Origin of the sequence: Terrisporobacter hibernicus, assembly GCF_020809405.1 — a bacterium.
Taxonomy (GTDB): domain Bacteria; phylum Bacillota; class Clostridia; order Peptostreptococcales; family Peptostreptococcaceae; genus Terrisporobacter; species Terrisporobacter petrolearius.
This window is the reverse complement of sequence record NZ_CP081135.1, coordinates 2,023,149-2,036,693: the sequence shown is the minus strand read 5'-3', so window position 1 is coordinate 2,036,693 and position 13,545 is coordinate 2,023,149. Positions and strand designations below refer to the sequence as shown.

11 protein-coding genes and 1 riboswitch are annotated in these 13,545 nt (G+C 30.0%); of the genes, 1 reads left to right on the top strand and 10 read right to left on the bottom strand.

Features of this window, described 5'->3' with window-relative positions; all coding sequences use genetic code 11:
* The first annotated feature begins 53 nt into the window (after positions 1-53).
* Entirely contained in the window at positions 54-1,967 is a 1,914-nt protein-coding gene (locus tag JW646_RS10180; RefSeq protein WP_228417354.1) for an ABC-F family ATP-binding cassette domain-containing protein, read from the top strand.
* 83 nt (positions 1,968-2,050) lie between these two features.
* Here JW646_RS10180 and JW646_RS10175 read toward each other — a convergent pair whose 3' ends face one another.
* The 10 genes from JW646_RS10175 to secA form a co-directional block, all read right to left on the bottom strand.
* Positions 2,051-2,395, bottom strand: a complete 345-nt coding sequence (locus tag JW646_RS10175; protein WP_074920317.1) for a RidA family protein — start codon at positions 2,393-2,395, stop codon at positions 2,051-2,053.
* Between the two features lie 19 nt (positions 2,396-2,414).
* Positions 2,415-3,431 carry a tRNA (adenosine(37)-N6)-threonylcarbamoyltransferase complex transferase subunit TsaD gene (tsaD, locus tag JW646_RS10170; RefSeq protein WP_228417353.1) on the bottom strand — a complete coding sequence of 339 codons (1,017 nt, stop codon included), beginning with the start codon at positions 3,429-3,431 and terminating at the stop codon, positions 2,415-2,417.
* Positions 3,432-3,433: 2 nt separating this feature from the next.
* Positions 3,434-3,889, bottom strand: coding sequence for a ribosomal protein S18-alanine N-acetyltransferase (rimI, locus tag JW646_RS10165; protein ID WP_074920315.1), 456 nt, complete (start codon positions 3,887-3,889; stop codon positions 3,434-3,436).
* Positions 3,879-4,595 carry a tRNA (adenosine(37)-N6)-threonylcarbamoyltransferase complex dimerization subunit type 1 TsaB gene (tsaB, locus tag JW646_RS10160; protein WP_148558472.1) on the bottom strand — a complete coding sequence of 239 codons (717 nt, stop codon included), beginning with the start codon at positions 4,593-4,595 and terminating at the stop codon, positions 3,879-3,881. The genes rimI and tsaB overlap by 11 nt, the downstream gene beginning before the upstream one ends.
* Positions 4,595-5,047, bottom strand: a complete 453-nt coding sequence (tsaE, locus tag JW646_RS10155) for a tRNA (adenosine(37)-N6)-threonylcarbamoyltransferase complex ATPase subunit type 1 TsaE (protein WP_148558473.1) — start codon at positions 5,045-5,047, stop codon at positions 4,595-4,597. Before tsaE ends, tsaB begins: the two co-directional genes overlap by 1 nt.
* Positions 5,048-5,266: 219 nt before the next feature.
* Positions 5,267-5,875, bottom strand: coding sequence for an ECF transporter S component (locus JW646_RS10150; RefSeq protein ID WP_074920312.1), 609 nt, complete (start codon positions 5,873-5,875; stop codon positions 5,267-5,269).
* A gap of 105 nt (positions 5,876-5,980) precedes the next feature.
* Positions 5,981-6,099, bottom strand: a riboswitch (FMN riboswitch).
* A gap of 98 nt (positions 6,100-6,197) precedes the next feature.
* Positions 6,198-7,364: an amidohydrolase gene (locus JW646_RS10145; protein WP_228417352.1), complete on the bottom strand. Its 1,167-nt coding sequence runs from the start codon at positions 7,362-7,364 to the stop codon at positions 6,198-6,200.
* Positions 7,365-7,380: 16 nt separating this feature from the next.
* Complete coding sequence (locus tag JW646_RS10140) at positions 7,381-9,525, bottom strand: Tex family protein (protein WP_228417351.1); 2,145 nt, start codon at positions 9,523-9,525, stop codon at positions 7,381-7,383.
* Between the two features lie 63 nt (positions 9,526-9,588).
* A protein-coding gene (gene prfB, locus JW646_RS10135) for a peptide chain release factor 2 (protein ID WP_228417350.1) occupies positions 9,589-10,699 on the bottom strand; the annotation gives its coding sequence in 2 pieces (ribosomal slippage) (positions 9,589-10,623 and positions 10,625-10,699; 1,110 coding nt in all).
* Between the two features lie 14 nt (positions 10,700-10,713).
* Positions 10,714-13,443, bottom strand: coding sequence for a preprotein translocase subunit SecA (gene secA, locus JW646_RS10130; protein ID WP_272491860.1), 2,730 nt, complete (start codon positions 13,441-13,443; stop codon positions 10,714-10,716).
* Positions 13,444-13,545 lie beyond the last annotated feature (102 nt).

Below are 13,545 nucleotides of genomic sequence, written 5' to 3'. Positions count from 1 at the left end.
TTATATTATACCAAAACATTATAATTTTAGATAGTTCAAGGAGGTATAAATTTATGATAGTTTTATCGTGTAACAATTTGTATAAAAGTTTCGGAATAGATTCCATTTTAGAAAATATATGCTTTACAGTAAATGAAGGAGATAAAATAGGTATTATCGGTATAAACGGTACTGGTAAAACTACCTTAATGAAAATAATATCTGGGGAATATGGATACGATGAGGGAGATATATATACTTCTAAGGATTGTGAAATCGGCTATTTACAGCAAAACACTAACTTCCTTTCTAATAACACAATATTAGAAGAAGTTTTAACAGTTTTTAAACCATTAATAGATATGGAAAATTACTTAAGAGAGTTAGAGCATAAAATTGCTGAAGAAGGCAGTAAAGATAACTCTCCTATTTTAGAAAAACTTATGAATGATTATTCTCATGTTTTGGAAGATTTTGCTTCTAAAAATGGCTATGGATATAAATCTGAAGCAAAAGGCGTTCTTAAAGGCCTAGGTTTTAAAGATGATGATATGGACAAACCTATAAATATTTTATCTGGTGGAGAAAAAACTAGGGTTCTTTTAGGAAAATTACTTCTAAAAAAACCTACTTTATTATTACTAGATGAACCTACAAACCACTTAGACTCTGAGGCAATAGAATGGCTAGAATTTTTCCTTAAACAATATAAAGGAACAGTTATGCTAATATCTCATGATAGATATTTCTTAGACCAGGTTGTTGATAGGGTATTTGAAATTCACAATAAAAAATTAAAATCTTACAATGGCAATTACTCTAAATTTATAGAGTTATCAAAAGTTGAAAAAGAACTTGAATTAAAAAAATTTGAAGATCAACAGAAAGATTTAAAGAGACAAGAAGAGTCTATTGAAAGATTAAAAGCCTACGGAAGAGAAAAACATCTAAAAAGAGCACGTAGTAAAGAGAAGGCTTTAGATAAAATTGATGTTTTAGATAAGCCTGAAGCATATAGAAAAAAAGCTAAAATTCAGTTTAATCCTTCCATATCAAGTGGAAATGATGTTCTTCACGTTGAAGACTTATCCATGGCTTATGATGAAAGAATTTTGTTTAAAGGTGTTAATTTTGATATATATAGAGGAGAAAAAGTTGCACTTATAGGTCCTAATGGTATTGGTAAATCCACTTTGTTTAAAATAGTCATGAAGGAACTTACTCCAATTTGTGGTGATTTTAAACTTGGAACTAATGTTAATGTTTCTTACTTCCATCAGGAACAAAAAACTTTAAACTTAGATAATACTATTATTGATGAAATTTGGGATAGTAATGAAAAGTTGACTCAAACAGAAATAAGAAATATGCTAGGTTCTCTATTATTTGAAGATGAAGAGGTGTTCAAAAAAATCTCTACCTTAAGTGGTGGTGAAAGAGCTAGAATAGCCATTCTTAAATTAATATTATCAAAAGCAAATTTTTTACTACTGGACGAGCCGACTAACCACTTAGATATAGATTCTAAAGAGGTTTTAGAAGAAGCTTTAGAAAATTATACAGGTACTATATTCACTATTTCTCACGATAGATATTTTTTGAATACTGTGGTAGATAAAATATTAGTTTTAGGTGAAAATGGTATAACCGAATATCTTGGGAATTATGATTATTATATTAATAAAAAAAGAGAATCTGAAGAAATGTCTGCCATAGTTGAAGTTGAAGAAAAAACTAAAACTCAGCTAAAAGAAGAAAAAAGAAAAGAAAAAGAACAAAGAGAAAAAGAAAAAAAGAATAAATATAAAATAAAAAATATTGAACAAGAAATAGAAGAGTTAGAAACTAAAATAGAAGAGTTAGATAATCTTCTATGCCAAGAAGAGGTTTATTCTAATCCAGACAAATCTAAAGAAGTAAGCCAAGAAAAAATTACTTTTGAAGATAAACTTTCTTCATTGTATGAAGCATGGGAAGAGTTAGTTTAGAAATTTCTAACTAACTAAATCATCTCATGTCAAAATATTTTATATTACTTAAAACTCAAAAAAGTCCCAAAAGGGACTTTTTTCTATTTCACAGCTGCAACAACTGACATTTCTACTAATAATTGTTCTCTAGCCATTTTTGCTTCTACGCAAGCTCTAGCTGGTTCGTGGCCATCTACTATCCATGCATCGTAAACTGAGTTCATGTCAGCAAAATCTTTCATATCCTTTACATATACAGTTATAGATAATATATGTTTTTTATCTGATCCATATTGATTTAATAATTCTTCAACTTTTGCTAAAACCCCAGCTGTTTGTTCTTTTATATCTCCTTCTCCGCAAGTTTGTCCACATAAGTAGATTGTATTGTTAAATACAACTGCCTTACTCATTCTTCCATTTCCTTCAAATCTTTGTATACTCATACTAAGTTCCTCCTGTAAATTAAATTGTGTCTATTTTTAAATTTGGTACTGCATTTAGAGACATATCGTCTCTCTTACCATTTATAAAATTATAATACCCTGCACAACCTATCATAGCTGCATTATCTGTACATAATGATAATGATGGATATTTAATTTCTATATCATGCTCTTTCCCCATTTGAGAAATTTTTTCTCTAAGAGCTGAATTAGCTGCAACGCCTCCTGATAAAGCAATTATTTTATATTTTTTTTCTAAAGCAGCTTTTATTGCTTTTGTAGCAAGAACTTCTACAACAGCTTCCTGAAAAGAAGCTGCCACATCTTCTACTACTATTTCCTTATTTTTCATTTTTTGACCGTTTAAGTAATTTAGTACTGCTGATTTTAACCCACTAAAACTAAAGTCATATGAATCGTCTATATAAGCCCTAGGAAAATCTATAGCATTTTTATTCCCTAATTTAGCAAGTTTATCAATTATTGGTCCACCTGGGTATCCTAAATTCATAGCTCTTGCTATTTTATCAAAAGCTTCTCCTGAAGCATCATCTCTTGTTCTTCCTAGTATTTCATAACTATTGTAATCTTTTACTTCTACTAAATGAGTATGTCCTCCAGATACAACTAACGTTATAAACGGTGGCTTTAAATCTTTATGTTCAATATAATTTGCACATATGTGACCTTGCATATGATTAACACCTACAAGTGGTTTGTTTAAAGAAAATGCCAATGATTTTGCATAAGACAGTCCTACAAGTAAAGCTCCCACAAGCCCCGGTCCATATGTAACAGATATGTGGTCTATATCTTCTAGTTGAATATTCGCTGTATCTATTGCCTCTTGAAACACTGCATCTATATTTTCTATATGTTTTCTAGAGGCTACCTCTGGTACAACTCCTCCAAATTTTTTATGTAATTCAATTTGAGTAGATACTATATTTGATAATATTTCTCTACCATTTTTTAAGATAGCAACTGCTGTTTCATCGCAACTACTTTCCATAGATAATGTTATTATATCCTTCATTTTTACACCTCTTTTAGCTGGTTCCACATAATGATGGCATCTTCTTTGTTATCGCTATAGTATTCTTTTCTTATGCCACCCATTTTAAATCCATACTTTCTGTATAAATTTTGTGCTACTGTATTAGATGATCTAACCTCTAAAGTCATGGCTACTATGTGGTTTTTCTTGCATAGCTCAACCATTTCGTTTACAAGTTTATCTCCTATTTTTTTGCCTCTGTATTCACTGTGAACTGCCACATTTGTAATATGACCTTCGTCAACTACAAACCAAACGCCCACATATCCTACTATTTTATCATTTAACTGAGCAACTAAATATCTAGCCAAGTTATTTTTTAATTCTTTTTTTATTGACTCTTTTGACCAAGGATCTACAAAACAATCTTCTTCTACAACATAAACTGAATCCACATCATCCATTGTCATTGATCTTATTATAATATTATTTTCCATCTATTAACCTCTTTTGCTTCTCTTCATATTGTTCTTCTGCTTGAGATTTTCTGATATACATCGGATTTATGTCATAACAATTATGTACGTCTATATTTTGTTCAAATTTATGCTTTGCTATAGTACATAAACTACTTGCTTTAGTTATATTATTTGCTGGAGATGATATAGTAATATTTGTTATGCTTTCTATTTTTTCTTTATATTTATAAACAGCTTCACCAACTATTACCCATTCTTCTCCTGTAGCTGATAATTCTTCTAATAAATCGTCAATTGGCATTATATTTATTTCTTCTATTGCTTTACTTTTATTTTCTTCGATTATGTATTTACAAGTATAAACTTGATTTCTTTGTGCATCTAATATAGAACATATTCTTTTATTACAAAGATCCATATTAGCACCTAGTATTTCTAGAGAATTTATACCTATTAAAGGAATATTATTTACATGAGCCATAGCTTTTGCTGTGGCCATCCCTATTCTAAGTCCAGTGAAAGAACCCGGCCCTATACAAATACCTATGGCATCTATATCCTTAATTTCCATATCACTAAGTTTTAACATATTTTCTATCATAGGCATTAGTTTTTGTGAATGGGTTTTTTTAGTATTTATACTATATTCACAAATTAACTTGTCATTTTCTAATACTGCCACATTTGCAGCCATGGTAGAAGTATCTATTCCTAGTATCTTCATTATTTAGTCAACTCCTCAACTATTTCTTCGTATTTTTGTCCAAATGGTGTTAATACCATCTCTCTTCCATTTTCCTTGTAATTTAATTCTATTTTCAAATAATCTTTTGGCAATATGTCTTCAATTATATTTGCCCACTCTATTATACAAACACCTTCTGAGTCTATATATTCATCAAACCCTATATCGTACATTTCTTCACTACATCCAATTCTATACACATCAAAATGATACAAAGGTATTCGACCTTCATATTCATTTACTATAGTAAATGTTGGACTTGTAATATAATCGTCTACTTCTAAAGATTTAGCTAAACTTTGTGTCATGGTAGTTTTTCCCGCTCCTAAATCTCCAATTAAACAAATCACACTACCTGGAAAAAGTAACTTACCTAGCTTTTCTCCAATCTCTCTTGTTTTCTCTTCTTTGTCTAAAAAAATTTTTTTCATCTATATCACCATAAAATCCTTTATTTCTTATAATTAACCTTTATATTATTAATTATTATTGTCAAATCAACCCGTATTCTAGTCATTTCTTTCTTGTACAACTAGATATTATTATATAATAACCTTCATTTATAATAAAGGGGGTATATTTATATACTTAAATTCTAAGTTTAATAAATGCAAAAAAAGAGCTAAAATAGCTCTTCTTTATTTTTAAACTTATTTACTAAGTATTTTTTCCATTTTTTTGAATAATGGTAATGTTACTAATGTCATTATACCTGCTTTTAATATATTAAAAGGAGCTATCATCCATATTACAAAAGTCATTAAATCAGTAACTCTTGGATTTATTATAGTTCCCATTTGTATTATTTGCTCTAATGGCATACCATATATGGTTACATATAAAGGTATCATTATAAAGTAATTCATTATACATCCTGTAATAGTCATAGCTACTACTCCTACTAATCCTCCAGCTAACACTCCTTCTGTAGTTTTTAGCTTTTTATAAAATAAACATATAATTAATACATAAGATCCACCTATTACTACATTTGCAAATTCTCCAACGCCTCCAGTAGTGCTTGCTGTTATTCCTTGAAGTAAGTTTTTTACTATAACTATAGCAAGACCTGCCATTGGTCCTAAAGACATTCCACCAAATATAGCTGGTATATCAGATAAGTCTATTTTTAGAAACGATGGAAATATTGGTAGTGGCACTGCTATAAACATAAGAATATAAGCTATTGCTGATAATACTCCCACCTTTGCTATAGTTTTTGCAGATGATAATCCTGGCTTTCTAACTGCATTTTGCATAATATAACCTCCAAATTTTAAATATTTTTCTGAAATTAAAAAAACTCGAAGAATTGTAACCTTCGAGTCTTATGAATATTCAAAATGGATTATGGTATATATCATAATTCTCTTCTCTCATCCAGACTGTACTGTCGGCTTTGGAATCTCACCAAATCATGCTACAATGTAGCTCGCGGGCTATAACCGCCGGTAGGGAATTTCGCCCTGCCCCGAAGATCTTCTGTTTTTTTAATTTCTTATTATATTATTATAATAATTAAATGGATACATTATGTCAACATAATATTTTAGACAACAAAACCCAATGCATGACTTCAGTTTATTTATTTTTCTTATATACTATTTTGCCATCTATAATTGTATATAAGACATGACTATTTATCTCAAAAGGATTGTTGTCCCAAATAACTATATCTGCATCTTTTCCAATTTCAATAGACCCAACTTTATCATCTATTCCTAATACTTTTGCTGGATTTATTGTTATGGCTTCCAATGCTTTTTCAGATTCCATTCCATGTTTTATTGCTATTCCGGCACATATCGGAAGGTATTGAATAGGAATTACTGGATGATCTGTCATTAAACAAACATCTAACCCTGCATTGGAAAGAATTCCTGCTGTTTCAAAAGTTAAGTTACGAAGTTCTATTTTAGATCTTTCCGAAAGAGAAGGACCTACTATTACTGGATATCCTTCTTCAACCAACTCATCTACAACTAAATGACCTTCTGTACAATGATCTAGCGTTAATCTTAAATTAAACTCTTTTGCAATTCTTACGGCAGTAAACATATCATCTGCTCTATGAGCATGAGCTTTAAGTGGAATTTGTCTTTTTAATACTGGTATTAAACTTTCGTATTTTATATCATATTCTGGTTTACTTTCATCATCTTCTTCTAGCTCACATCTTTCAACTTCTTCTAGGTACTCTTCTGCCTTTTTTAAATTTTCTCTAATTAAAGCTGCTATAGCCATCCTTGTTTGTGGAGTTTTATCATCACTTCCATAAACGCTTTTTGGGTTTTCTCCAAAAGCAATTTTAGCTGCTACAGGATTTTTTATTATCATTTTATCTATAATTCTACCAAATGTTTTTATAGCTATACACTGACCTCCCATTACATTTGCACTTCCAGGTGTAGTACAAACTGCTGTTATTCCACCTTGAACAGCTTCTGTGAAGTTTCTATCCATTGGATTTATTCCATCAATAGGATTTAAATGAGGAGTTACAGGGTCTGTTTCTTCATTCCCATCAGCTCCTTCTGCTCCTATTCCATCTTCCCAAAGGCCTAAATGTGTATGCGCATCTATAAAACCTGGTAATACTAAACACCCCTTTGCATCTATTACTTGTGCATCTAAAGGTGCTACTATTTCATCACCAATTTCTATTATTTTTTTATTATCTATAAGAATATTACTATTTATTATTCCTTTAGTTACTGTATTTATTGTTCCATTTTTTATGAATATCACTTATTTTCCTCCATTATTAAAGCTTCATAGATAAGGCAACTCTTTGTTTGTTCAAATCTATTCCTATTACTTTAACATCTATTATATCCCCAACAGAGCAAATTTCCATTGGATCTTTTACAAATTTATTACTCATTTGTGATTTATGAACTAAACCATCATTTTTTATTCCTATATCAACGAATACTCCAAAGTCTACAACATTTCTAACAGTTCCTTTTAAGATCATACCTTCTTTTATATCTTCTATTTTCAATACATCAGTTCTAAGTATAGGCTTCATTCCATCTTCTTCTCTAGGGTCTCTACCTGGCTTTTTAATCTCTAAAATAATATCTTTTAAAGTTACTTCTCCCACACCTAAATCTTCACTTAGTTGTTTTAAACCTATTTTTTCTACTCGCGTTTCTATGTCAGATATGTTTTTGTTTTTTATATCATCTAAAGATAACCCTAATATTTCCAACATTTTTTTGCAAGTATCATAACTTTCTGGATGTACCCCTGTATTATCTAATGGATTTTTACCATCTTCAATTCTCATAAATCCAGCACATTGAACAAAAGCTGAAGGTCCTAATCTTTTTACCTTTTTAAGTTCTATTCTTGATTTAAATGATCCATTTTCTTCTCTATAAGTAATTATATTTTTAGCTACTGCTTTACTTACTCCAGCTATATGTTCTAAAAGTGAGTATGAAGCTGTGTTTAAATCTAGACCAACTTTATTTACGGAATCTTCTACTACTCCATCTAATACTTCTTTTAGTCTCTTTTTATTTAAATCATGTTGATATTGTCCAACACCTATACTTTCTGGATCTATTTTTACAAGTTCTGCAAGAGGATCTTGAAGCCTTCTTCCTATAGATATGGCACCTCTTATAGAAACATTTATATCTGGATGCTCCTCTGCTGCTAATTCTGATGCTGAGTAAATTGATGCTCCCGCTTCATTTACTATAATGTATTGAGTATTTGCACCTAATTCTTTTATTAAATCTGATATAAGACTTTCTGATTCTCTTGATGCTGTACCATTTCCTATAGCAATAACATCTATTTTATGAGTTTCTATTAATCTTTTTAGTGTTTTTTTAGTTTGTTCCACTTTACCTTGTGGTTTATGTGGATATACTATCGCTTCATCTAAGAATTTTCCACTGGCATCTACCACTGCTATTTTACATCCATTAACATATCCTGGGTCAAATCCCATAACTACTTTTCCCTTTAGTGGTGGTTGTAATAAAAGATTTTTTATATTTTCGCCAAATACACTTATGGCTCTCTCTTGAGCTAATTCTGTCAAATGATTTCTAACTTCTCTTTCTATTGATGGAAATATTAATCTTTTATAAGCATCTTCTATGGCTGATACTAATATTTCTTTATTTTTAAAGTTATTTTTATTTATATATTGGTTTTCTATATATTTTAAAATTCTATCATTATCTATTTCTAGTTTAACTTTTAAGAATTCTTCTTTTTCTCCTCTATTTATTGCAAGCACCCTGTGAGAAGCCATATTACCTACTCTTTCACTAAAATCATAGTACATATCATAAACAGATTTTTCATCCTTAGTATTTTTAGTTAATATAACTCCATATTTTAAAGCATATTCTCTCATATGTTTTCTTATTTGTGCATTATCAGAAATTATTTCTGCGATTATATCGTTTGCTCCTTTAAGTGCATCTTCTACAGATAAAACTTTTTTCTCTTCGTCTATAAATTTTTCTGCTTCTGAATTTATATCAACTATACTTTTTTCTAAGATTAATAGAGCTAAATCTTCTAAACCTTTTTCTTTCGCTATTGTTGCCCTTGTTCTCTTTTTTTGTTTAAAAGGAGCATATATATCTTCAACTTCTTGTAAAGTATTAGCTTTTAATAAGCTTTTTACGATTTCTTCTGTAAGCTTTCCTTGCTCTTCTATTATTCTTTTTACGTCTTCTTTTCTAGATTGTAAGTTTCTTAAATAAGTTAGTCTATCATTAAACTGTCTTAGTATAACATCACTCATTTCTCCTGTAATTTCTTTTCTGTATCTAGCAATGAATGGTATGGTATTTCCTTCGTCTATAAGTTTAATAACATTGTTAATTTGTTCATCTCTTAGATTAAACTCTGATTTTAAAATTTCATTAATATTCAATTTGAACCTTCTTTCTAAAAATAAGGCTTAAGAATATTATTATTCTCAAGCCCTATGTTTTAATTATTTATTAATTTTGTTCATTTTTAAATACTCATTTATAAATAAATCTATATTTCCATCTAGTACACTATCAACATTTCCTACTTCGCAGTTTGTTCTGTGATCTTTTACTAATTTATAGGGTTGAAAAACATAGGATCTTATTTGGCTTCCCCAGGTAATCTGAGAATACTTACCTTGTATATCTTCTATTCTTTCTTTTTGTTCTAATTCTTTCAGGTGAATTAATTTCCCTTTTAGCATTTTCATAGCTGTCTCTCTGTTCATTAACTGAGATCTTTCATTTTGACACTGAACTATTACCCCTGTAGGTAAATGAGTTATTCTAACTGCAGAATCTGTAGTGTTTACATGCTGTCCTCCAGCACCAGAAGCTCTATAAGTATCAATTTTCAAATCTGATTGATTTAATTCAATGTCTATGTTATCGTCCAATTCTGGAGTAATATCCACTGAAACAAAAGATGTATGTCTTTTCCCTGACGTATCATAAGGTGATATCCTTACAATTCTGTGAACACCTTTTTCACTTTTTAAATATCCATAAGCATTTAAACCTTCAATTAATAAGGTTACACTCTTAATTCCTGCTTCAGTGTCTGGTAGGTAATCTAATGTTTTAATTTTAAATTCTTTATTATTTGCATATCTTGTGTACATTCTAAGAATAATTTGTGCACAATCTTGAGCATCTAATCCGCCAGTACCTGCATTAATAGATAATATAGCATTATTTTTGTCATACTCTCCATTTAAAAGAGTTTTTATTTTCACCTTATCTAATTCACTTTGAATACTTTGGATTAATGATTCTATTTCTTTTTCAATAGAATCATCATCCTCTTCCATTGCCATTTCTAATAATATTTCTATTTCTTCTAGTCCATTTTGTAAATTTTCATATTCTTCTATAGTGTCTTTTAAAGATTTATTTTTTTGTAATACTTTTTGTGCTCTTTCATTATCATTCCAGAACTCTTGCTTTGCGATTTCTTCTTCCAACGACTGGACTTCTTTATTTAGGCCATCTATGTCAAAGAGAAACCCTCAAATCTTTTAAATTTGCAGACATTTGTTGTAACTCTTGTCTATATTCTTGTTCATTTAGCATTGTAACCCTCCGAACTATTTTCCGCAACAATGTTTAAATTTCTTACCACTTCCACAAGGACAAGGCTCATTTCTTCCTACAGTTTTTTCCTTAACTACTGGAGATTTATCAGCTAAATCACTTGGCGATGATAACGTATCAACATCTACTACTGATTTTCTTTCTTTTGGTTGTTGCTCTATAGTTATATTAAATAAATATCTTACTGTGTCTTCTTGAATATGTTTAACCATATCATCAAACATATCGAAACCTTCCATTTTGTATGCTATAACTGGATCCTGTTGTCCTAAAGCACGAAGACCTATACCTTGACGCAATTGGTCCATAGCATCTATATGGTCTATCCAATGATTATCAACACATTGAAGAAGTATAATTCTTTCTACTTCTCTCATTCTTTCAGAACCTATTAGTTCTTCTTTTTCTCTATATATAACATGAGCTATTTCATAAATTCTATCACTTAATTCTTGTGTTTTTAATTCTTGTAGTCCTTCTACTTCTAAACTATCTTTTGGCATAAATAATCCATATAGATATGATTTTAAGTTTTCTAATTCTATACCTTTATCTCCTACATACGCTTCAACTGCAGAAACAATGATATCTTTTATCATACCTTGAATTTGATCATTTATATCTTCGCCTTCTAGCACTCTTCCTCTTTCATCATATATAACTTGTCTTTGTTTATTCATAACATCGTCATATTGAAGAACATGTTTTCTTATACCGAAGTTTCTTCCTTCAACTTTCTTTTGTGCATTTTCTATAGATTTAGTTAACATTTTATGCTCAACTGGCATATCTTCTTCTAATCCTATTTTTTCTACTACACCTTGTATTCTCTCACTACCAAATAGTCTCATAAGTTCATCATCTAGTCCAATGTAGAATCTTGAACTACCTGGGTCTCCTTGACGTCCAGAACGTCCTCTTAACTGGTTATCTATTCTTCTAGATTCATGTCTTTCTGTACCTATGATTGCTAAACCACCAGCTTTTCTAACTTCTTCTTGTTCTTGTTTAGCTTGTTCTTTATATTTTTCATATAAATCATCAAATGTACGCTTAGCTTTTGCTAATTCTTCATTTTCTGCTAATTCAGTTTCTTCTATATGAGTGTCTACTCTTTTTATTGCAGATTCAGTAAATCCTTGTCTCTTTAATTCTTTTTTAGTTAAGAATAATGGGTTACCACCAAGCATTATGTCAGTACCACGACCAGCCATGTTAGTTGCTATAGTAACAGCGCCTAATCTACCAGCTTGAGCAACTATTTCTGCTTCTTTTTCGTGATTCTTAGCATTTAATACCTCATGCTTTATTCCTCTTTTTTTAAGTATTTGAGATAGTTTTTCTGATTTATCTATTGATACTGTACCAACTAATATAGGTTGTTGCTTTTTATTTCTTTCTAATATCTCATCAGCTATTGCATTAAATTTACCATTTTCGTTTTTGTAAACAACATCTGCTAAGTCTTCTCTTTGAACTGGCTTATTTGTAGGAATTAGAACAACGTCCATTTTGTATATTGATTTAAATTCCTCTTCTTCTGTTTTAGCTGTACCAGTCATACCTGAAAGTTTCTTGTACATTCTAAAGAAATTTTGGAATGTTATTGTTGCAAGAGTCTTAGATTCTCTTTGTACATGTAAGCCTTCTTTCGCTTCTATAGCTTGGTGTAAACCTTCTGAGTACCTTCTACCAAACATTAAACGTCCAGTAAACTCATCAACTATTACAATTTCTCCATCTTTAGCTACATAATCTACGTCTTTCTTCATTATTGCATGAGCTTTTAAAGCTTGAGTTATATGGTGATATAATTCTGTATGTTCTATATCAGTTATATTTTCAACATTAAAGTAAACTTCTGCTTTCTTTATACCCGATTCAGTTAAAGATGCAGCTTTTTGCTTTTCATCTATATCATAATCTCCGTCTGTGAAATGTGCTTCTTTTTCTTCTTTAGTTTTTTCTTGTTCTGTTTTACTTGGAGCTTTTAATGTTAATACAAATGTATTTGCATCTGTATATAAGTGTGTAGATTTGTCTCCAGGTCCTGATATTATAAGAGGTGTTCTAGCTTCATCTATTAATATAGAGTCAACCTCATCAACTATTGCATAATTTAACTCTCTTTGAACCCTTTGTTCTTTATGAATAACCATGTTATCTTTTAAATAATCAAATCCGTACTCATTGTTAGTTCCGTATGTAATATCACAATTATATTGTTCTCTTCTTACTTCCGGAGTTTGTCCATGAACTATAACACCTACGCTAAGTCCTAAAAATTCATAAACTTTACCCATATCTTCCTTATCACGTTTTGCTAAGTAATCATTTACTGTAACAACATGTACACCTTTACCTTCAAGTGCATTTAAATATACTGGTGCTGAAGCAACTAACGTTTTACCTTCACCAGTTTTCATTTCAGCTATTCTACCTTGATGAAGCACCATTCCACCTATAAGCTGAACATCATATTGTCTAAGTCCTAAAACTCTTTTTGATGCCTCTCTTACTACTGCAAAAGCTTCTGGTAATATATCGTCTAATGTTTCGCCCTTTAATAATCTGTCTTTAAATTCATTTGTCATATTTTTAAGTTCTTTGTCTCTCATAGACTCGAACCTTGGTTCCATATCATTGATTTTTTCAGCAATCTTTTGGAAATTTTTTAATTCTTTTTTATCTGCCATATTAAATAAATTATCTAAAAAACCCATTATATGCATCTCTCCTCATTGTATTATTATACTATTATACATTTTAACATAAAAATTCATGATTTAATATTAAATATTAACTTAATCAGGTATAATCATACT

Excerpts from the sequence above, each read along its gene's own strand:
- JW646_RS10180 (WP_228417354.1), top strand. The coding sequence starts at position 54 with ATGATAGTTTTATCGTGTAACAATTTGTATAAAAGTTTCGGAATAGAT.
- JW646_RS10175 (WP_074920317.1), bottom strand. The coding sequence starts at position 2,395 with ATGAGTATACAAAGATTTGAAGGAAATGGAAGAATGAGTAAGGCAGTT.
- tsaD (WP_228417353.1), bottom strand. The coding sequence starts at position 3,431 with ATGAAGGATATAATAACATTATCTATGGAAAGTAGTTGCGATGAAACA.
- rimI (WP_074920315.1), bottom strand. The coding sequence starts at position 3,889 with ATGGAAAATAATATTATAATAAGATCAATGACAATGGATGATGTGGAT.
- tsaB (WP_148558472.1), bottom strand. The coding sequence starts at position 4,595 with ATGAAGATACTAGGAATAGATACTTCTACCATGGCTGCAAATGTGGCA.
- tsaE (WP_148558473.1), bottom strand. The coding sequence starts at position 5,047 with ATGAAAAAAATTTTTTTAGACAAAGAAGAGAAAACAAGAGAGATTGGA.
- JW646_RS10150 (WP_074920312.1), bottom strand. The coding sequence starts at position 5,875 with ATGCAAAATGCAGTTAGAAAGCCAGGATTATCATCTGCAAAAACTATA.
- secA (WP_272491860.1), bottom strand. The coding sequence starts at position 13,443 with ATGGGTTTTTTAGATAATTTATTTAATATGGCAGATAAAAAAGAATTA.